The sequence below is a fragment of the Gelidibacter maritimus genome (assembly GCF_014062315.1).
GTDB lineage: Bacteria > Bacteroidota > Bacteroidia > Flavobacteriales > Flavobacteriaceae > Gelidibacter > Gelidibacter maritimus.
Genome location: NZ_JACGLT010000017.1, coordinates 38,612 through 58,675, shown reverse-complemented (window position 1 = coordinate 58,675; position 20,064 = coordinate 38,612). Strand labels below are relative to the sequence as shown.

Here is a 20,064-nt window from a genome sequence, read left to right as displayed (position 1 = left end):
AAGGTTCTATTGCCTTGGGGCTATTAACTTTAACCGTCTTTTTTATGTTTTTAGAAAGGGCGCTGACCGTTCAATAGCACTCGAAACAATTTAAATAATGACCGTTAAATTCAACGTCATCTGAACCTTTCAACGGTGATGTCGGGTATGGCTTTTCAACTAAAATTCGTTGAAATTCTTCTGCATAAACCTGGAGTTGGTCTCTTCTGCTTTTTAGTTTGTTTTCAATGTCAAGACCATCCAATTGGTAAATCTGTTCTGGCCATTGGCGTACAGCATTTTCGATAACTGGATCTGTTAACAGTTTTTGTAAGTTTTGTGCTTCTTCAATAAAAACACTTGCTGCCGTACTTTTTAAAAAATAAGCGTCAAAATCGTGAATTAAACCTGGTAAGAACTCAATGTCATCAGTGAAAGGACGGACTTCAGGAGTGACATTTTTATTGCTAATAATCTTAGGAATAATACCACTGATATTAAAAAAGGCATTGTCTCTATCGGCAGGAAGCGGAATGGCAATCTGTTTGCCGTTTTCTTCTTTAATCACCCAGCCCCATTGTTTGGCATGTCGATCCCAATCGCCAATAAACAAATCAAACAATCGTGCCCTTACCAAGGCGTGTTCATCTATCTTGAGTGTATCGCCCAACTTTAATTTGAGTTCTTGTAAATCGTCGGTTTCAATAATTGTTCGGACATTCGAAATGGTTGTCCAATTGGTTTTACTTTCTGTTTCATGTTCAAAAAGGAAAAGTTTATTGCCATAATCTTCATTATAATCTTTTAGAACATCCTGTTTTGGAACGAAATATACTTTTGGAGCTGTGTGCAGTACTTGTGCGGCATCCGCTAAAAAGGCTACAATTGTTGCGGCATACGGATGTTGTGCCGAAATGCCATCGATAATAATATTCTCCAAACCTAAAGTTTTTGCGAACTCGGGAATCAATGGCCCTGGCGTTTTATTAATGCTTCTTAAGGCGTACTTATTACCGATACTGTCCTCAAGTTTTAAAGATTTTGTTTGGTTCCCGCCGCCTTCTTTAACAATGGTAAGACCTCCTAAAAGTGTATCCAAAAAAACAACAGGTACTTTTACTGGTGTTGCCCACGCTTCACGATAATGTTCGCCTTGCATCAGTTTTTTTAAGGCGTTGGCTTCGTATAGCGAGCTTGCAGAAATTGTCAGTGAGTCATACTCCTTAAAATTAATTGAATCAACGTTGTCAAGATTGACGATGGTTGAGGTTCCATAAACTTTAGGGGTGCTGTTTAACGACCAATACAGCAGAATGATAAAAATAACAAGCACCGCGCCAATTATTATGAGAATTTTTTTCATGCCTGTTTATTTTATGAGGTTTAAAGGCGTTAGATTAATCAGTTCAGTGATGGGATGCTTGTGTTTTTATGAGGTGCGCCATTTGATATTGCAGCCAATACTGGGTTTTTGATCTTCAGAAATAGGCTGGTTGTTCAACAGGGCGTTAAGGGCATTTACAATATCTTTTCCTGTTACCGGAATGTCGTTGCCGGGTCTGGAATCGTCAAGCTGACCTCTGTAAACCAATTCCAAATGCGAATCAAATACATAGAAGTCAGGGGTACAGGCCGCATCATAAGCTTTGGCTACATTTTGGCTGCTGTCATATAAATAAGGGAAAATATAAACTTCGTCTATGGCTCTTTCTTTCATAAATTTAGGACCGTCCTGAGGATATTTTTCAACATCATTACTGGAAATAGCAACAAAATTAATGCCTTTTGATTTATATTCTTTAGCCAATTCCACCAATTTGGAATTCACGTGAATGACAAAAGGGCAATGGTTGCATATAAACATGATGACCGTGCCTTTTACGCCTTTGCAATCATCTAAAGTCAGCTGTTCACCACTAACTGTATCCAATAATTTAAAACCTGGTGCCTTGGTTCCGAGAGGCAACATGTTTGAGGGAGTTTGTGCCATATTTATGTTTGTTTATCTTGTAGATGAGTATAAGTTTAACTACATTTTGAGCATGGAAAAGATAGTAACTTTTGAGGAGTTCACCAAAGTTGATTTACGTATAGGAACTATTATTGAGGTCAATATTTTTCCAGAGGCAAAAAAGCCTGCTTATCAATTGGTTATTGATTTTGGGACCTTAGGGATTAAAAAATCGTCAGCACAAATCACTTCACTTTATACTAAGGAAGAGTTGCTAAACAGGCAAATTGTGGCAGTTGTAAATTTCCCAAAAAAGCAAATTGCAAAATTCATGAGTGAATGTTTAGTAGTTGGTGCCGTACAAAAGGATGAAGTATTTTTATTGCGACCAGAGATTCGGGTTGAAAATGGTGCAATCGTAGCTTAATTTTTTAGGACTATTGAAAGAAAACGGCAAATTGAAATTACTATGGTTGCACAGTATGAGAGCATATCTCAGGTTGGCTTTGTTTTTTTATTATAAAAAGATCGAGTGCCATTATGAACAACCACTGCCTTCAAACCAACCGACCCTCTTTTTAGGAAACCATCAAAACGGTTTGATGGATCCGCTTCTTATTGCCACCAAAAAAGGCCAGTTTTCTTATTTTTTAACCCGGGCCAGTGTTTTTCAGAAACAATGGGTGAGCACGTTTTTAAAGAGTCTTTTAATGTTGCCCGTTTATCGGGTGAGAGATGGTTGGGATAGTTTGTCCAATAACCGGGCAATTTTTAAAACCTGTTCGGCATTGCTCTATAAAAATAATGCTATCGTTCTTTTTCCCGAGGGAAACCATAATATCAAACGTCAAGTGAGGCCATTGAGTAAAGGATTCACCCGAATTATTGCCGAAACATTAAGCGAGCATCCCGATATCAAGATTAATTTAGTGCCAGTAGGTTTTAATTATGAGCAAGCTGAAGCATTTGCCGATCATGTCGTCTTGAATTTTGGAACCCCGTTATCTGTAAAACCGTATGAGAAACCAGATTCTCATGCTTCCGTGCTAAGATTAAAGAAAGATGTATATAATGCCCTTACCAAACTCACAACTCACATTGAAGGTGAGGACTACGATACGGTACTCAATAAGTTAAACGATTTAAACGCCGATTTCCTAAACCCGAAAGCTGTTAATCAATGTGCAGCATCAGACTTTAAAGACTGCGAAATAAAATCTGAAAAAAAACAAAATCCCATAAAAGCAATCGCTAAAATGGGATTATGTACGGCTCTTTTTCTGCCTTATCTGGTTTGGAAATTAATTCTTGAACCAAAAATCAAGGAGCCAGAATTTATTGCTACGTTTCGCTTTGCAACGGTCATAAGTTTGGTGCCATTATTTATGATTGTCATGGCAGCTTTTTTATGGCTTAATTTTGGAATAGCTTATGGGCTGCTATACCTTGCTTCAGTTCTTGTTTTGGATTTGATTGCCGTCAAGTTATAACTCCTCTCTAAAAAATATAGCATTCATCATCAGTTTATTAGTCCCAAACCAAAATGCCCTGAAATTGGTATTATCAGTAAATGCTACTACTTTTCCACGCTTCATACGTTCCATTTTGTAAGGCACTGTCAAAGCCAGGCTGTCTAAGTTTTGTTTAGAAATATAGCCACTCAACAATGGGTTTTTAGTGTATTGTATTGGATTGTTGTAGCTCTGCTTGTCTGGATTGACAAATAGTGTGGAATTTCTGAAGATAGGAAGTGTCGCGTTTTTATATCCAAAATTAATAGGATGGGAGCGGTCTAACTTCACTTCAAAAATAGAACCTCCAATCACTTGTGCGCCACTATAATCGCGACGTTGCTCAAAGGTTATGTTTTTAGCCACACGTTCAGATTTTTTAATATCCAATTTCATGAATTTGTTCGTGTTCATCCAACGTAAAGCATTTTTAAATCCAATGAGGGTACCGCCATTTTCAACCCAAGTTGCCAGCTTTTCAGTATTTCGCTTGTCGAGACTTCCACTTGGCATAATGATGGTGTTGTAGCGACTCAAATCAGCTCGGCCCAGATGGTCAGTATCCAGTTTGGTTAAGATCATATCATAGCGCTGATCCAAAAGATGCCAGATTTCTCCCGCATCATAAGACGAAATGCCATTGCCAACAAGAAGCGCTGTTTTAGGAAGGGTCAAGGGTCTAAAATTATTGCTTCCTAAATTGATTCCTTCAGTTAAACCCGTTGAGACAGCGTCAATCTGTACATGGCTTTCTTTGGCCAGTTGGGTCAAAAATTGATAAAGTTGGTCAGCATTTTTAGATTGGTTTTGAACGGGAATCATTATTGTTCCATAATCATATTGCTTGCCGTTGCTACCGAACTGTTTCATTGCCACTTTAGCCCGTAGATCGTCTTTGAGAATGGCGTTTAACGCTTTCGGTGAATAATACTCATGCCATTCCATCAGATAAGCATAATCGCTTTTGGCGGATACCTTTCCGGGTTTCATTTTGAGCTCTGTAACTTGCGCACCCAGATGTGACGATGGGACACCTTCAACATAATCTAAATTAAACGCCAAGGGCAAGGTCCAGGCAGAAACGTCATAAAATAAACTGTCTTGAAACGATGTGCGCTTCTCGAACATGGCATTGATTAACCGCGTGTTTTTTTGATTTTTTGGCACTACATAACTGTAGCCTTTTTTAAATTGTTTGCCATCAATAGTGGCATCTTCTTTAAGCTCATAGATGTCAATTTGATGTCTTCTCAATATGTCAGCCAATTCGTAGGTTTTAGCAGCATCTTTAGCATCACCAAAAACGATGTTTTTGGCTTTTTCCTTGTTGCCTTCGCTCCGAGCCTCATTGAAAAAATCATGCTGGTAATTTAAGATATCCTCCCGCATATGGTAACCTGCCTCTAGAGTAGATAAGGCGGCCGTAAATTGATTTTTGATGGTAAACGGGAAAGTTAAAAGACCATTGTCACTCTCCTGAACATGACCTCTTGAGCTGGCCTGTTCAAAAAGAATGCCGATACCTCCATTAATGTCAGGAAAGGTGGAGCCTTTACCATAGTAGAAATCATCAAAACTTTCTTTAGTATAATAGAGTGAACCAATTTTATCAAAGGCTTTTGCATGATAATTGCCAATACGTTCAGTTAACTCCTGATTTAATTGTGGCGTCAATGGATGGGTTCTACTCGGAATTCCCGGTTGAAAGAAAAAGGTGCTATTGGTTCCCATTTCATGGTGGTCGGTCAGAATGTTTGGCAACCATTTGTGGAAGGTTTCCAATCTTGCTCTTGATTCTGGCAATTGAACAGGCAACCAGTCTCTGTTCATATCAAACCAATAATGGTTGGTTCTGCCCCTTGGCCAAACTTCATTATATTCACGATCGTTTGGATCTGGGTTTAGATTTTTACTTCTATTGGAATTTGCCCAAAATGCAAAACGCTGAAGTCCGTCAGGGTTAAAAGATGGGTCAAAGAGTACCACCATATTGTCAAGCATGTTTTTAACTTCGTTACTTTCTGCGGCAGCAAGATAATAGGCTGCTAAAAGTGCCGCGTTGGATCCACTGGGTTCATTGCCGTGAATTGAAAAACCTTGATTGATTACAATAGGCATGTTGCTGATGTTTACTGATGAATTATCTTCAGTGGCTGCGATGTGTTGCTCACGGATGGCATCAATGTTTTGGTGGTTTTTTGCTGAGGTAATGGTCAGCAAAAGCAAAGGTCTGCCTTCGTACGTATGGCCTCTGTTCTCAAGGGTAATCCTATCTGAACTTGCGGCCAATGCTTTCATGTATTCCACCAACTTGTCGTGAGTAATGTGCCATTCGCCCACCTCATGGCCTATAACCGATTTTGGCGTTGGAATTGATTTATCATAGATCGTATGTTGTGGCAAATAATAGGACAGGTCCGTTTGTTGTTGTCCAAAAATGAAACATGACGTTAAAAGACATAGGGTTAGTAGAAATCTCATTAGTTAAGTATTTTTAGTTAAAGCATAAATATAAAAAAACCGCTACGTAATGTTGCGGTTCTTAAAATAAATTTGTCGTGTGTTGGTTTAAATATCCTCAAATTTGATATCTGTAAACCTTTCAGCAGATTTAATTGGCTCTGCGTCTGAAGAACTGACTTCGGAATTTGAATCTTCTTTTTTGAAATCTTTTTGATGACGTTCGCTGATGACTTCGTTTCCTTTTTCATCGATGATATAGTCTGTCATTTCCCTTAAGATCTCATTAAATTCACTAAAATCTTCTTTGTAAAGGTAGATTTTATGTTTTTTGTAGTGAAAAGACCCATCGTCATTCGTGAATTTCTTGCTTTCCGTGACAGTGAGGTAATAATCTCCAGCTTTTGTAGCTCTGACGTCAAAGAAATAGGTTCTTCTTCCTGCGCGCAATACCTTAGAGAATATTTCCTCTTTCTCCATCATTCCGTGATCACTCATATTTTTTAATTTTAATTAGTAACGGTTTACGTACCAAAAATCTAAAAAAAAAGATTAGTAACCAACATTTTCCGATATTTCTTTTATTTAATGATAAACATAGATCTGACACTAATTTCCTGAAACTAGCTTGGGGCTTGGTAACAAGTAGCTTGTGTAGTGGGTACAATTTGATTATTGGTTTTCGGTAAGCTGCTTTAAGTAGAGTTCTTTGTAATAGCCTTCCACATCAATCAAGGTGTTATGATTTCCTTTTTGAATGATTTGGCCATCGTCAAGTACAACAATCTTATCGGCACTTTTGACGGAAGAGATCCGGTGGCTGACAATAATGGTGGTCTTGCCACTGGTGATTTTTCTAAGATTGTTCAGGATTTTCTCTTCAGTTTCAGTATCTACAGCCGATAGGCAGTCGTCAAACAATAAAATTTGTGGTGCTTTTATGATCGCTCTTGCAATAGAAATTCGCTGCTTTTGTCCTCCAGATAAGGTGATGCCTCTTTCGCCCAAAACGGTATCATAACCTTTAGAAAACCCTTTGATATTTTTATGAACATCGGCGTTTTTAGCGGCAGCAATGACCTCCTCTTCTGTTGCATCTTCTTTACCAAACATGATGTTATTTTTGATGCTGTCCGAAAATAGAAATGCTTCCTGTGGAACATAGCCAATATGCTCTCTTAAGCTGACCAAATTCAGTGCCTTTATTGGGGTGTCGTCAATTCTTATCTCGCCAGAAGTGACATCATACAGACGTCCAATGAGGTCTAAAATGGTCGATTTTCCAGAGCCGGTCTTACCGATAATAGCCATGGTTTCCCTTTGGTTGATCTTGAAACTGACTTGGTTCAAGGCTTGAATATTTGTATCGGGGTAGGTAAAGGATACCTCGTTAAATTCGATGGCTCCTTCAATTAGAGAAGGCTCAGTATTTTGATTCTTTATTGACGGTTCTTGCTTTAGGAACTCATTGATCCGTTTTTGTGAAGCTTCGGCCTGTTGAACAACTGAAGTGACCCATCCCACAGTAGCTACGGGCCAGGTCAATAAGTTAACGTAAATGATGAATTTGGCAATAACGCCTAAACTTTCAATTTCACCGTCTATATATTGTTTACCACCAATATAAATAACAATGATATTGCTCAAACCAATCAAAAAGATCATTAGCGGATAAAACAAGGCTTGAATTTTAGCCAAATCAATATTTTTTTGTCTGCTTTCTGCGGCAAGCACATCAAAGTCGGAATTCGTACTGCCTTCAATTCCGTACGATTTGATCACGCTGATTCCACTAAATGTTTCTTGTGTAAACGTAGAAAGCTTGGCCAACCATTGTTGGACAATAGTACTGCGCTTATGGATGGCTTTGCTTAAAATATAAATAAAATAAGAAAGAATAGGTAAGGGGATAATTGTGTATAAGGTAAGCGTCGGGGCTGACCTGAACATTAAAAAAATGGCAATAATAAAAAGCGTTACAGTGTTTATGCTATACATCAGCGCAGGGCCGGTATATTCTCTAACCTTACCTACGTCTTCACTGATCCGGCTCATCAAATCACCAGTTCGGTTCGATTTGTAAAAATCCAGAGACAATCGTTGGTATTGTTGGTAAACCTCATTTTTAAGATCATACTCAATCTCTCTTGACACATAAATAATGGTCTGACGCATGGCAAAAGTAAAGATACCACCAATGATTGCCGCGCCAATAATATATAGGATGTTTATTAGCAATTCACTTTTAACGACTGCAATATCCGTGGTGATCCCTTTTCTGTAATTATCAATAACATCTACAGAGTTCCCTATCAGCTCCGGTGTGAAAAGAAGAAAAATCCGAGCAACAATCGTAATTAAAATCCCTGCTAATAATTTATATCTGTACTTGTAGAAGTATTTATTGACGTGCTGTAATTCTCTCATTTGTTATTATTGGCCGCTTGAGACTTTCAGAATCTCATAAATTGCGACTATATTTTTGCTATTCCTCGAGGTATTGCTTTATTTTTGAAATATCTAATAAAAACGCAGAACTAATTTTAATCAAATGGATTTAAAAGTTATAAGTTCTAAAGAGCTTTCAAAATCGGACCCTGTTTTTGGCCAAATTTCTTTCGATAATCACGAGCAAATTGTTTTTTGCCACGACAAAGATACTGGTTTAAAAGCAATAATTGGCATTCATAATACGGTTTTAGGACCTGCTCTTGGTGGCACCCGGATGTGGAACTACGACACGGAATTTGAAGCCTTGAATGACGTGCTGAGACTATCAAGAGGAATGACCTTTAAATCGGCTATCTCTGGATTGAACTTAGGTGGCGGAAAGGCTGTAATTATCGGAGATGCCAAGACTCAGAAAACCCCTGAGTTGATGCGTAAATTTGCTGGTTTTGTAGATTCTTTGGGCGGTAAGTACATTACTGCAGAAGATGTTGGTATGACCACCAATGATATGGATATAGTCAGAGAGGTGACATCGCATGTGGTTGGTGTTTCTGAAGAAAAAGGCGGTTCTGGAAACCCATCTCCAAATACGGCGTATGGTGTTTTTATGGGAATGAAAGCTGCCGCAAAATATAAATATGGTTCTGATGCGCTGGAAGGGAAATCTGTACTTGTGCAAGGTGTCGGAAATGTAGGAGAGGCTTTGATTAAACATTTATTAAAAGAAGGTGCTAAAGTCACCATTTCAGACATTCACCGAGCACATTCGGAAGCTATTGCAAATACTTACAAGGTTGACGTTTATGAGGGTGACGATGTTTATAGCCATCCTATGGATATTTATGCACCCTGTGCTTTGGGCGCCACCATTAACGATGATACCATCAATAAGATAAAAGCCCAAATTATAGCTGGGTCTGCAAATAATCAGTTGGCTGAAGAGAGACATGGCCAGATGTTGCAAGAAAAAGGTATTGTTTATGCACCAGATTTTTTAATCAATGCTGGCGGTATCATTCATGTATATTCGGAAATTGAAAATTGGGACAAGCAGGAAATCAAACGGAAAACTGAGGATATTTACAATACTACTTTGGAAATTTTAGAGCGTGCAGCCAAAAATGACGTCACACCAAATGCTGCGGCTCTAAAAATAGCCAAAGAGCGTATCTCAAAACGGGATAATGAACAATTAAAATAAGCTTAAGATATCTTTATCATTTTTTTTTGAAGTTATAAAATAACCTTATTTTTGCACGGCGAAATCGCAATAATGCTTTTTCGTCTTTTTAATTTAATAAGTTCTTACAAATGCTAAACAGAAGACATATTCGTATTAAAGTGATGCAAACCCTTTATGCGTTTGATGGAGGAGAAGGTGACGATTTCAAAAATGATCAGAAATTTCTACTCCAAAGTATAGAACAGATGTATGACTTGCATCTTCTGATGTTATCACTTTTAATTGAAGTCCAAAAGCGAGCGGAAGATTATCAAGGCAAATCGCAAAAAAAGATTTTAGCAACACAAGAAGAGAAAAATCCCAATAGAAAATTTATCAATAATCAGGTTCTGCAAATCTTAAATGAAGATGTGGCGCTTCAAAATGCGTTTGAAAAGCGGAAGATTGATCATTGGTATTTGGATTTCGAATATGTGGATATTATTTTTAAAAGCATTCTGGAAAGCGATCTTTATAAGACCTATATGTCCAGTAGAGTGTCCGATTTTAAAGAGGATAAGAATTTTATTATTGATGTGTTCACAGAGATTATTGCACCAAACGATAAACTATATGAATATATAGAAGATCAGAAACTTACTTGGTTGGATGATTTGCCAGTGGTCAATACCGGGATTCAAAAGATGCTCCGTAAATTAAAAAAGGAGAATAAAGCCAACTACTTTACACCAAGCCTATTTAAGGATACTGAAGATAAGGAGTTTGCCACGGCATTATTTCAGAAAACCTTATTGAACAAATCTAAATTCAATCAAGAGATTGCCGCAAAAACCAAGAATTGGGACGCAGAGCGTATTGCTAATTTAGATGCCGTCTTACTTCAAATGGCGATATGTGAATTTCAGAAATTCCCATCTATCCCTGTAAAGGTCACTATTAACGAGTATATTGATATTGCCAAGGAATATTCTACGCCTAAGAGTAGTTTCTTTATAAATGGCATTTTAGATAAGATTGTTAAAGAATATAAGAGCAATGGCGAATTAAATAAAATAGGGCGGGGGTTGATGTAATGGGAAATAATTACTATTTTTACACCCTCAAATTTTAAGCTGAACAATTTAACCAAAAAAAATAAAACAATGAAAAGATTAATGTTAGGTGTTAGTGCCTTTTGCTTAGTTGCCTTTATGTCGTGTAAAGAAGATGCTACTGCAAAGATCAAATCAGAGAACGTTGCGGAAGCAGCACAAAGAGATGCTAATTCAGGAAATTTTGCAGCGGTATCATTTAATGAGACTGAACATGATTTTGGAACCATTAAAAATGGAACCCCTGTAGAAACTGTTTTTAAATATACAAATACAGGAAGTTCTCCTTTAGTGGTGAGTGATATCAAAAGTACCTGTGGATGTACAGTGCCATCCGATTGGACAAAGCAAGTAGCTCCTGGAGAAACTGGCGAATTTAAAGTTAAGTTTGATGGTAAAGGAAACGGTGTGGTTACTAAATCCATCACTATGACCACCAATACTGAGAAAGGTGCTGAAACCGTAAGAATCAAAGCCATGGTTGAAGGCGGTCCTAATGTATCGGGACAGCCTGCACAACAAGGAGGTGCACAATCTATCATGCAACAACCGGCGCGTAAATATAGCACACAGCCAGGTCACGAAGGCCATAATCACGACTAACTAATTATAATTTAGAATTAATGGGAGAAGGAATAAGTTCGTTTTTACCTTTCATAGCGATGTTTGCTGTAGTGTATTTTTTTATGATTGCACCACAAATGAAACGCGCCAAAAAGGAAAAAAAGTTTGCAAGTGAATTAAAAAGAGGGGACAGAGTGATTACTAAAAGTGGAATGCACGGTAAAATTGTTGACCTTAATGATAAAGATAACAGTTGTGTTATTGAAACTATGGCAGGAAAAATCAAATTTGATCGCACTGCAATTTCAATGGAATTGAGTACCAAGCTCAATGCAGATGCTGCAACTACTACAAAATAAATCTTTATATAAATATTTTAAAAAAAGTCTTTTCAATGGAAGAGACTTTTTTTTTGTGCTTTTTGATAAATTTAAGATGTCGCTGCGCTGCAGCTCTAATGGATATTGAATAATTGTTCTACAGAGGTGTCGCAACTACGTTGCTACAGAGATGCCGCAACTACGTTGCTATAGAGATGTCGCAATTACGTTGCTGTAAAGAAAGAATGATTATTTTGTTATTAAGAATGCCAATTTCGGTGATGGTGCATTTACCTATTCGAAATCGCAATTAGATACGGTGATAAAATATATCCTAAGGCAACCTGAACATCATAAAAAACAATCATTTAAGCAAGAATATGTGGATCTATTAAGTTTGTATGAGATTGAATATGAAGAAAAATATCTTTTTTAGTGGTATGAATGAACAATGTTAACGTATGATTCTGAGTGAATTTGTTATTTTAAAACATTAATTTGGCTACGGTTTTCTATATTCATCATGAAGTCCGATTCCTTTCAAAATCATAGGTTTGATCTTGTCCAACCTGGAAATTTTTGTGGTCTGGCGTTTTGCAGTTTCAATATACTCTACGTATTCCCTTTGTCTTCCTAAGGTGAGTTGTCGGAAACTAAATTCAAACGATGGATTGGTGGTAAACGCTTCATTTAAAACTGTAGGAACACTCACCATTTTTCCTTTGCGGCTAACTTGTAATCCCTTTCCAAGCTTTTGATTTTCTATCGCCTCTTTTACATAGGCCAAGACTGTCGGTCTGTTAATATCATCAATTGATTTAAATCGCATTTGACGCAATGCCTTGGTCTTTTCATTAGCACTCACCAAAATATTTCTGTCATCTTTCAGGAAGACCCCATTAAAAAACCAAATACTGAAATGATTTTTAAAGGCACCCAATCCCAAAACGTTTTTACCGTTTAAGGTGTAAACTGGGGCGTTCCATTTCAAGGTTTCAACCAGCTCTGTAGCATTGATTATTTGTCTTAAAATACCCAATGCTTCAGCAAAATGTGAATTGACTTCGAGGTACTCCTCAATGGAATTTACTTTTTGCATACTTCTTTTTACTTAAAAAATGCTATTTGTTGTTAATTTCTTAATCCCGGTCTATACTAATGGCCAGCGATAAATAAAAAAAGTAGTCTACTTTTTCAAAGCCACTAACTCCGCAATCTTACAAATAACTTGGGTCGCTTTGATCATACTTTCAACAGGAACATATTCATAACGGCCGTGGAAATTGTGGCCCCCCGCAAAAATATTAGGACATGGCAATCCCATATAACTTAATTGAGAACCATCCGTACCACCTCTTATCGGTTTTATAATAGGTTTAATATTAAGTGTTTTCATGGCTTCTTCTGCAATATCCACAATATGCATGACCGGTTCAATTTTCTCTTTCATATTGAAATATTGGTCTTTGATGTCAATTGATACGACTTCCCTTTCGTATTGCGTGTTCAAATCGAAGGTCATTTGCAGCATCGCTTCTTTCCGAGCTTCAAACTTTGCCATATTATGGTCTCTTATAATATATTTCAAAATCGTTTCTTCCACAGCGCCTTCAATACTCGCCAGATGGAAAAAACCTTGATAATCCTCAGTATGTTCTGGAGTTTCAAGCATTGGTAAGGAGTTAATGAACTCCGTAGCGATATACATGGAGTTGATCATTTTCCCTTTGGCATATCCTGGATGCACAATTTTACCTTTAACTTTTACTGTAGCGCTGGCTGCATTGAAATTTTCATATTCCAATTCGCCAATTTGGCTACCATCCATCGTATAGGCCCATTCGGCACCAAATTTCTCAACGTCAAATTTATGGGCCCCGCGACCAATTTCTTCGTCTGGGGTAAAACCAACACGTATTTTACCATGTTTGATTTCAGGGTGTTGTATCAAGTATTCCATGGCAGAAACAATTTCCGTAATGCCGGCTTTATCGTCCGCTCCCAATAACGTGGTACCGTCTGTGGTAATCAACGTTTGCCCTTTATATTGCAACAAATCATCAAATAGATCTGGCGATAAAATAATATTTTCTTCTGCATTTAAAACAATGTCCTTACCATCATAATTATTAATAATCTGAGGCTTAATATTCGCCCCAGTAAAATCAGGAGAGGTGTCAAAATGAGCCACAAAACCAATCACCGGAACTTCATGGTCAACATTCCTGGGCAACGTTGCCATGACATAAGCATTTTGGTCGATGGAAACCTCCTTCATACCAATGTCGGTTAGTTCCTTGACGAGTGCATGTGCCAAATCCCACTGTTTCTCAGTGCTTGGAGTGGTGTCTGAATTTGGGTCTGACTCAGTATCAATGGTGATATAACTAATAAATCTATCAATGATGTGTTGTTTCTCAATCATAACTTTTAATTTAATTATGCAAAATACGGCATATTAACAATAACAACAATAGACTTAAATGTAATTTTTGATGTCGGTTGAGATTAGGATTTTCATTTAAATCTTCAATATATTACCAGATTGATTATTATTGAATGTATAATTTGATATTTGGGAATTGTGGTGTAAAAACCGCGTTCTTTTTAGCTATCCATAGAAATAATCGATACTTTTAACCTACATGTATTCGTATGCTTATCAAATAATTGGTTCGCGACAAGCTGTTCTTCAACAATATATAATTTTGGCCTATGGGCCCATTATAGTTTGATCACAAAATATTAATTAATTCTTAAAACCACTCATTATGAAACAGAACTACATTCTAATTTTTTTAGCGCTCTTGTCATATTCTATTTTTGGACAGAATGTTTCGGGAAAAGTTAACGATGAAAACAATGAGCCTTTAGCAGGTGTGACAGTGATAATCAAAGGTTCTTCTGAAGGTACAATTACCGATTTTAATGGTAATTATGTAATAAAAGCAGCTATCGGTGAAATCTTGATTTTTTCTTATGTGGGATACAATACTGTTGAAAAAACGGTTGAGGGTACCACACTCAATTTGATGATGGAACCGGGTGTGTCCTTGAGAGAAATCACCTTAATTGGAAGTAGGAATCCTTCCAGAACCGCTCTTAATTCCTTATCACCGGTTGATGTAATTGACGTTACGGAACTTACCACGAGTAATCCACAGGTCAATCTTAATCAGATTTTGAATTTTGTTGCCCCCTCATTTAACGCAAACACCCAAACCATTGCTGATGGTACAGACCATATTGACCCTGCCTCCCTAAGAGGTCTTGGACCAGATCAAGTATTGGTGCTCATCAATGGTAAAAGACGCCATACTTCGTCGCTTGTCAACGTTAATGGGAGTTTCGGTAAAGGTAGTGTAGGTACAGATTTAAACGCTATTCCAACAGCATCTATCAAACGGATTGAAGTGTTGCGAGACGGCGCTTCTGCTCAATATGGTAGTGATGCCATTGCAGGTGTCATAAATATTGTTCTGGAGAATGCTACGGATGAGCTTAAGATAAATGTAACCACTGGAGCTAATTTTAGCAAAAACGCCAACGAACAAACGGGTGGTGTTGATGGTGCTACCACTAACATCAATGCAAACTATGGGATAAAACTCGGAGATAACGGAGGTTATATCAATTTTACAGGAGATTTTGATTATAGAGATTCCTACAACCGCATGAAAGAATGGGAAGGCAATATTTTTAATAGATACAATACTATTGAACGTGTAGCATCTAACGACGGCTATGACATTGCAAAACTATTGGATGATGATGTTAGTGATGTTATTAATTACGGAAATCAGGCAGGTTTCAATCTAGATCCCAATGCAACAAAAGCCGATTTGCAGGCCATACTTAGCGGCGATAATACCGAAGCTGAATTAGCCAGCAGAAATCTAAGTCGATCAGATTTTAACATGCGTGTCGGACAATCGGAAGTAAGAGGTGGCCGGTTCTTCACTAATATGGCCCTGCCTATAGATGATCAGGGTTCTGAGGTTTACGCCTTTGGAGGCTTAAGTTCCCGTAAAGGAAGCTCAGGAGGTTTCTTCCGGTTGCCACGGGAAAGCAGAACCTATACGCCGATGTATATCAATGGATTCTTACCGGAAATCAATTCGAAAATATCAGACCAATCCTTGGCGGTTGGCATTAAAGGTAAAATAGGCGAATGGGATGTTGATTTCAGTAATACCTATGGTAAGAATAGGTTTGAATATATTATTGGGAACACGTCCAATACATCTATGCAGAATGCATCGCCAACTAGCTTTGACGCCGGAGGATTTAGTTTTGCACAAAACACGGTCAACCTCGATATCAATAATTTTTATGACGACATCTTTGCGGGTCTTAACGTCGCATTTGGAGGAGAATACCGCATTGAAAATTACGAAATATTTGCTGGCCAAGAATCTTCTTATTCACGATATACGCCTAAGGGTGATTTGATTGTTTCGGTAGATCAAAACCCTGCGCAAGACTTTTTTGGAAGTGAAAGACCTGGTGGTGCACAAGTATTTCCTGGATTTAATCCGAACAATGAGCTCAACCGAGATCGTAATAGTATTGCAGGATATATTGATTTAGAAGCAGATATTACAGATTCATTTTTGCTGAGTTTTGCCTCACGTTTTGAAGATTATTCTGATTTTGGATCGACAATTAATTTCAAATTAGCCTCATTAGTGAAGGTAAATGAAAACCTAAATCTGAGATTGACCGGAAATACAGGATTTAGAGCGCCCTCTTTACATCAAATGTATTTTAACTCGACGTCTACTGTATTTGATGCTTTTGGTGTGGCTCAGGAAGTTGGAACTTTTACGAACGACAGCCGAGCTGCTCAACTGTTGGGCATTCCTCAGCTTAAAGAGGAAAAATCCAGAAGTGTGAGTTTAGGAGTGACGGTAAAAATTCCTGATGCCAATATGAATATTACGCTTGATGGATATTTTGTTGGTATCGATGATCGTGTAGTTTACACTGGTCAATTTAAAGGTCCGGGAACAGATAGTGAGTTGGATCGGTTATTATACCAAGCCAATGCTACTGCCGCTGCGTTTTTTGCCAATGCGATTGACACAGAATCTAAAGGCCTCGACTTGGTAATTACCCATAATACAAATATTGGGACCAATATGGTATTGAAAAATGATTTGGCTGCCACTTTTTCGAAAACCAAAAAAGTAGGACCAATTAAAGCCTCGCGAGTCCTTGAAGATGCAGGATTGGTGGATACGTACTTTCAAGAAAATAGCCGAGTTTATCTTGAAGAAGCGGTGCCAAGAACAAAAATCAACTTATCCAATACTTTGAGCGCTGGTAATTTTCATTTTTTCTTGCGAAATGTTTATTTTGGAGAAGTGACTGAAGCGACATCAAATGTCAATTTACAGCAAGTGTTCAGTTCAAAAGTGGTGACCGACCTTTCGGTAGGGTATCATGTGTCAGATAGTTTCTTGTTAACGGTTGGTGCGAATAACTTATTGGACATCTATCCAGATCTTGCTAAGGAATCTATTACTTGGACCGATGCCAATGGCGCCACACAATCAGGAAACAACCGTAGTACTGGACGATTTGATTGGTCAAGAAGTGCGCAACAATTTGGTGTTGCAGGGCGATTTTTATTTGCAAGATTAAGCTTTACGCTTAAATAATATAATTTAATTAATTCAATAAAAAAACTACCCTATATTTGGGTAGTTTTTTATTTTGACATCTATGTATAAACTATTACTTCGTCCTATTCTCTTTTTGTTCGATCCCGAAGCTGTGCATCATTTCACCTTCAAACTTATAAGATTTACGCATGATTTAGGATTTGCTGGCCTTTTCAGAAGCACATATCAAGTTCGTAATAAGGTACTTGAGCGTGAGCTATTCGGATTAAAATTTCCAAATCCTATTGGTTTGGCGGCTGGTTTTGATAAAAATGCCATGCTTTATAAAGAGCTTTCTAATTTAGGTTTTGGCTTTATCGAAATTGGAACGGTCACACCAAAGGCACAGGCTGGCAATGAACAGCCACGCTTATTTCGTTTAAAAGAAGATGCTGCAATCATCAATCGGATGGGGTTTAATAACGGTGGTGTTAAAGAAGCTGTTGAGCGACTAAAGGCAAACCCTATAGCAGGAAAAAAACACGTTTTAATTGGAGGAAATATAGGTAAGAACAAAATTACCCCTAATGAAGATGCCGTGAACGACTACATTTTTTGTTTTGAAGCGCTTTTTGACTATGTGGATTATTTTGTCGTCAATGTGAGTTCTCCAAACACTCCAAATCTAAGGGCATTACAAGAAAAAAAACCATTGACTGATTTATTGCAAACCCTTCAAAATAAAAATAAAACTAAAGAGCAACGAAAACCGATCCTTTTAAAAATTGCGCCCGATTTGACCAATGAGCAACTTCTGGACATTATTGATATTGTTGCAGATACTAATATAGATGGCGTTATCGCTACCAATACGACCATTTCTCGAGATGGATTAAAAAGCAGTAACAAAGATGAAATGGGTGGTTTAAGTGGTCAGCCATTAACGCAGCGATCCACAGAAGTTATTAGGTTTTTAGCTGAAAACAGTAAAAAAGCATTTCCGATAATCGGTGTCGGTGGGATCCATTCTGCTGAAGATGCGTTGGAAAAATTGGATGCCGGTGCAGATTTGATCCAACTCTATACAGGCTTTATTTATGAAGGTCCTCAATTAATAAAGGATATCAATAAAGCCATTATAGCAAAACAACAACAGGCTTAAGATAGACGGTAATCTTTTAAAATGAAAAGTAATCATTATCCGTATTCCTTTAATGTGAATCGTAAATCTCCCGTCTAATAGCGCAACGGTTTTAGATCTTCTTCTATGATAGAAACACTTATCTCTTTTTCAATAGCTACGCTCGCCTTGGCTATTTCACCAGGTCCGGATAATATTTATGTACTGACCCAATCTTTGGTCAATGGCACTAAAAGCGGAATCGCTACCACAGCGGGACTTATAAGTGGCTGTATTGTGCACACTACACTCTTAGCATTTGGTATTTCAGCTATCATCACAGCTTCAGACGAGCTCTTCTATGCGATCAAAGTTTTGGGAGCTTGCTATTTACTTTACTTGGCCTTTACCGTATATAAAAGTAATGATCAAATTTCATGGTCTGAAGATGCCCCTCAAAAATCTTATTTACAGCTTTTTAAAACCGGCGTTATCATGAACTTGGTTAACCCAAAAGTCATGATTTTCTTTTTGGCATTTTTTCCAGGTTTTCTTTGGAATAAAACAGAAAACACAGTAGTACAATTTTACATTTTGGGAATAACTTTTATGCTCGTTTCCTTTGTTGTTTTTAGTAGTATTGCATTATTGGCAGGGCGTATTTCTCAATTTATACTTAAAAGAAAAGGAGTCGGTACGTTCTTAAAATGGCTCCAGATTATTGTTTTTGTTGGTATTGCACTCTACATAATTGCAGCGTAAATATGATATCGGTTGGGATGATCCTTATCCAAGTTAAGGCCCTCGGAAACCTAAAGCCGGGGGCGGATAAGCCCAGGAGGTATTATTAGGGAAATGTCTTTTTAATGGTGACATGTCTTGAGGGATGAAAATCCACTGGTGGAAATAAAATACACTAATGAGCTGATCCATAGATGAATTGCTCGTTTTGAACGATGTAAGTTACAGTAATACCTGTAATTTATCAGTTAACCAAAATGAGTTTATTATGAAAAAAATAGCATTTCTTACAGGATTATTTTTTGTGCTTATCTCATGCAACAATGAAAAGAAACAATCTTCAGAAACCAAATCTGATAATAATTCGGAGACGGTGGCCAACAAAAGTGATGGTAAATCTTATGATTGTTTAAAAGACTATAATGACAATTACGAAACGCTACTGACAAAGGAAGAGATGGCCACAGTCTTTCCGATAGAAGAAAATGCCAAAGTGAATTTACGTTCAGGCAGCTATGGCGAACATATTTATAGATGGGATAGTGATCGGCCTACTTTTACGATGGAGGTGAGCAATATGAAAATGGATGTCCCAGACCAAAATACGATAGGCATAAAAAACCTTTCTTTTCATTCTGATAAAACAGACTTGAAATCCATTGTCGGAACTTTTGATATGGGCTATAAAAAGCTATCGGATGAGGAATTGGCGCAAATTGAGAGTAATCTTGAAAAGGCAAAGGATGAAATAAAGGAAGCAGGTAAAGATTTAATGAAAGTAAGGGCTAAATCCTCATGGGAGGCCGTTGATGATTTAGGGTCAAGTGCCTGGTACAAGTGGAGTGAGCGATGGGGCGGTGAATTGGTGGTGCTTGCCGGAAGGGCCAATTTTACAATCCTTACAAAAATCAGTAATGACCCAAATGAGAATAAGCAACTGGCCAAAGAACTTGCCAAAAAAGTCATGGCCAAATGCAAGTAATAGTGCAAACTTTTAAAATGGAATTTCGGAAAAACACCTATTTTTCCGTTGGATTAAAGTCACAAATTTTTGAACCTTCTTTTTTTTGAATGGAAAGATTTCTGC

The 20,064-nt window shown here is 37.6% G+C and carries 17 protein-coding genes and 1 pseudogene; 11 read left to right on the top strand and 7 right to left on the bottom strand.

Annotation, left to right across the window (positions count from 1 at the left end; all coding sequences use genetic code 11):
• Nucleotides 1-70 precede the first annotated feature (70 nt).
• Together H3Z82_RS16500 and H3Z82_RS16495 are read right to left on the bottom strand one after the other, a co-directional pair.
• Complete coding sequence (locus H3Z82_RS16500; protein WP_182206606.1) at nt 71-1,342, bottom strand: hypothetical protein; 1,272 nt, start codon at nt 1,340-1,342, stop codon at nt 71-73.
• 66 nt (nt 1,343-1,408) lie between these two features.
• On the bottom strand, nt 1,409-1,969 hold the full coding sequence (locus H3Z82_RS16495; RefSeq protein WP_182206605.1) for a thioredoxin family protein: 561 nt from the start codon (nt 1,967-1,969) through the stop codon (nt 1,409-1,411).
• 52 nt (nt 1,970-2,021) lie between these two features.
• Between H3Z82_RS16495 and H3Z82_RS16490 the strand changes: the two genes are divergently transcribed.
• Together H3Z82_RS16490 and H3Z82_RS16485 are read left to right on the top strand one after the other, a co-directional pair.
• Nucleotides 2,022-2,357, top strand: a complete 336-nt coding sequence (locus tag H3Z82_RS16490; RefSeq protein WP_182206604.1) for a tRNA-binding protein — start codon at nt 2,022-2,024, stop codon at nt 2,355-2,357.
• 13 nt (nt 2,358-2,370) lie between these two features.
• The gene (locus H3Z82_RS16485) at nt 2,371-3,420 is read left to right on the top strand and encodes a 1-acyl-sn-glycerol-3-phosphate acyltransferase (protein ID WP_235982474.1); all 1,050 of its coding nucleotides are present in this window, start codon (nt 2,371-2,373) and stop codon (nt 3,418-3,420) included.
• On the opposite strand, the gene H3Z82_RS16480 is transcribed toward H3Z82_RS16485, so the two are convergent.
• The 3 genes from H3Z82_RS16480 to H3Z82_RS16470 all read right to left on the bottom strand — a co-directional run bounded on the left by H3Z82_RS16480 (nt 3,415) and on the right by H3Z82_RS16470 (nt 8,328).
• Complete coding sequence (locus H3Z82_RS16480; protein ID WP_182206603.1) at nt 3,415-5,922, bottom strand: M14 family metallopeptidase; 2,508 nt, start codon at nt 5,920-5,922, stop codon at nt 3,415-3,417. The genes H3Z82_RS16485 and H3Z82_RS16480 overlap by 6 nt on opposite strands.
• A gap of 87 nt (nt 5,923-6,009) precedes the next feature.
• On the bottom strand, nt 6,010-6,399 hold the full coding sequence (locus H3Z82_RS16475; RefSeq protein WP_182206602.1) for a PUR family DNA/RNA-binding protein: 390 nt from the start codon (nt 6,397-6,399) through the stop codon (nt 6,010-6,012).
• 174 nt (nt 6,400-6,573) lie between these two features.
• Nucleotides 6,574-8,328 carry an ABC transporter ATP-binding protein gene (locus tag H3Z82_RS16470; protein WP_182206601.1) on the bottom strand — a complete coding sequence of 585 codons (1,755 nt, stop codon included), beginning with the start codon at nt 8,326-8,328 and terminating at the stop codon, nt 6,574-6,576.
• Nucleotides 8,329-8,452: 124 nt separating this feature from the next.
• On the opposite strand from H3Z82_RS16470, the gene H3Z82_RS16465 reads away from it, so the two are divergent.
• The 5 genes and pseudogenes from H3Z82_RS16465 to H3Z82_RS19875 all read left to right on the top strand — a co-directional run.
• Nucleotides 8,453-9,553 carry a Glu/Leu/Phe/Val dehydrogenase gene (locus tag H3Z82_RS16465; RefSeq protein WP_182206600.1) on the top strand — a complete coding sequence of 367 codons (1,101 nt, stop codon included), beginning with the start codon at nt 8,453-8,455 and terminating at the stop codon, nt 9,551-9,553.
• Nucleotides 9,554-9,663: 110 nt separating this feature from the next.
• Nucleotides 9,664-10,608: a transcription antitermination factor NusB gene (nusB, locus tag H3Z82_RS16460; protein ID WP_235982473.1), complete on the top strand. Its 945-nt coding sequence runs from the start codon at nt 9,664-9,666 to the stop codon at nt 10,606-10,608.
• Between the two features lie 69 nt (nt 10,609-10,677).
• The gene (locus tag H3Z82_RS16455; RefSeq protein WP_182206599.1) at nt 10,678-11,229 is read left to right on the top strand and encodes a DUF1573 domain-containing protein; all 552 of its coding nucleotides are present in this window, start codon (nt 10,678-10,680) and stop codon (nt 11,227-11,229) included.
• A 20-nt stretch (nt 11,230-11,249) separates the two neighbouring features.
• The gene (yajC, locus tag H3Z82_RS16450) at nt 11,250-11,549 is read left to right on the top strand and encodes a preprotein translocase subunit YajC (RefSeq protein WP_182206598.1); all 300 of its coding nucleotides are present in this window, start codon (nt 11,250-11,252) and stop codon (nt 11,547-11,549) included.
• 238 nt (nt 11,550-11,787) lie between these two features.
• Nucleotides 11,788-11,946, top strand: a pseudogene (locus H3Z82_RS19875) (IS200/IS605 family transposase); the annotation flags it as partial.
• 66 nt (nt 11,947-12,012) lie between these two features.
• On the opposite strand, the gene H3Z82_RS16445 reads toward H3Z82_RS19875, so the two are convergent.
• Together H3Z82_RS16445 and pepT are read right to left on the bottom strand one after the other, a co-directional pair.
• The gene (locus tag H3Z82_RS16445; RefSeq protein ID WP_182206597.1) at nt 12,013-12,609 is read right to left on the bottom strand and encodes a YdeI/OmpD-associated family protein; all 597 of its coding nucleotides are present in this window, start codon (nt 12,607-12,609) and stop codon (nt 12,013-12,015) included.
• Nucleotides 12,610-12,696: 87 nt separating this feature from the next.
• Nucleotides 12,697-13,935, bottom strand: a complete 1,239-nt coding sequence (pepT, locus tag H3Z82_RS16440; protein WP_182206596.1) for a peptidase T — start codon at nt 13,933-13,935, stop codon at nt 12,697-12,699.
• Between the two features lie 346 nt (nt 13,936-14,281).
• Between pepT and H3Z82_RS16435 the strand changes: the two genes are divergently transcribed.
• The 4 genes from H3Z82_RS16435 (at nt 14,282) to H3Z82_RS16420 (ending at nt 19,959) form a co-directional block, all read left to right on the top strand.
• Nucleotides 14,282-17,173: a TonB-dependent receptor gene (locus H3Z82_RS16435; protein WP_182206595.1), complete on the top strand. Its 2,892-nt coding sequence runs from the start codon at nt 14,282-14,284 to the stop codon at nt 17,171-17,173.
• Between the two features lie 64 nt (nt 17,174-17,237).
• Nucleotides 17,238-18,278: a quinone-dependent dihydroorotate dehydrogenase gene (locus tag H3Z82_RS16430; protein ID WP_182206594.1), complete on the top strand. Its 1,041-nt coding sequence runs from the start codon at nt 17,238-17,240 to the stop codon at nt 18,276-18,278.
• Between the two features lie 105 nt (nt 18,279-18,383).
• Entirely contained in the window at nt 18,384-18,998 is a 615-nt protein-coding gene (locus H3Z82_RS16425) for a LysE family translocator (protein ID WP_182206593.1), read from the top strand.
• Nucleotides 18,999-19,245: 247 nt separating this feature from the next.
• Nucleotides 19,246-19,959, top strand: coding sequence for a hypothetical protein (locus H3Z82_RS16420; protein ID WP_182206592.1), 714 nt, complete (start codon nt 19,246-19,248; stop codon nt 19,957-19,959).
• Nucleotides 19,960-20,064: the final 105 nt, after the last annotated feature.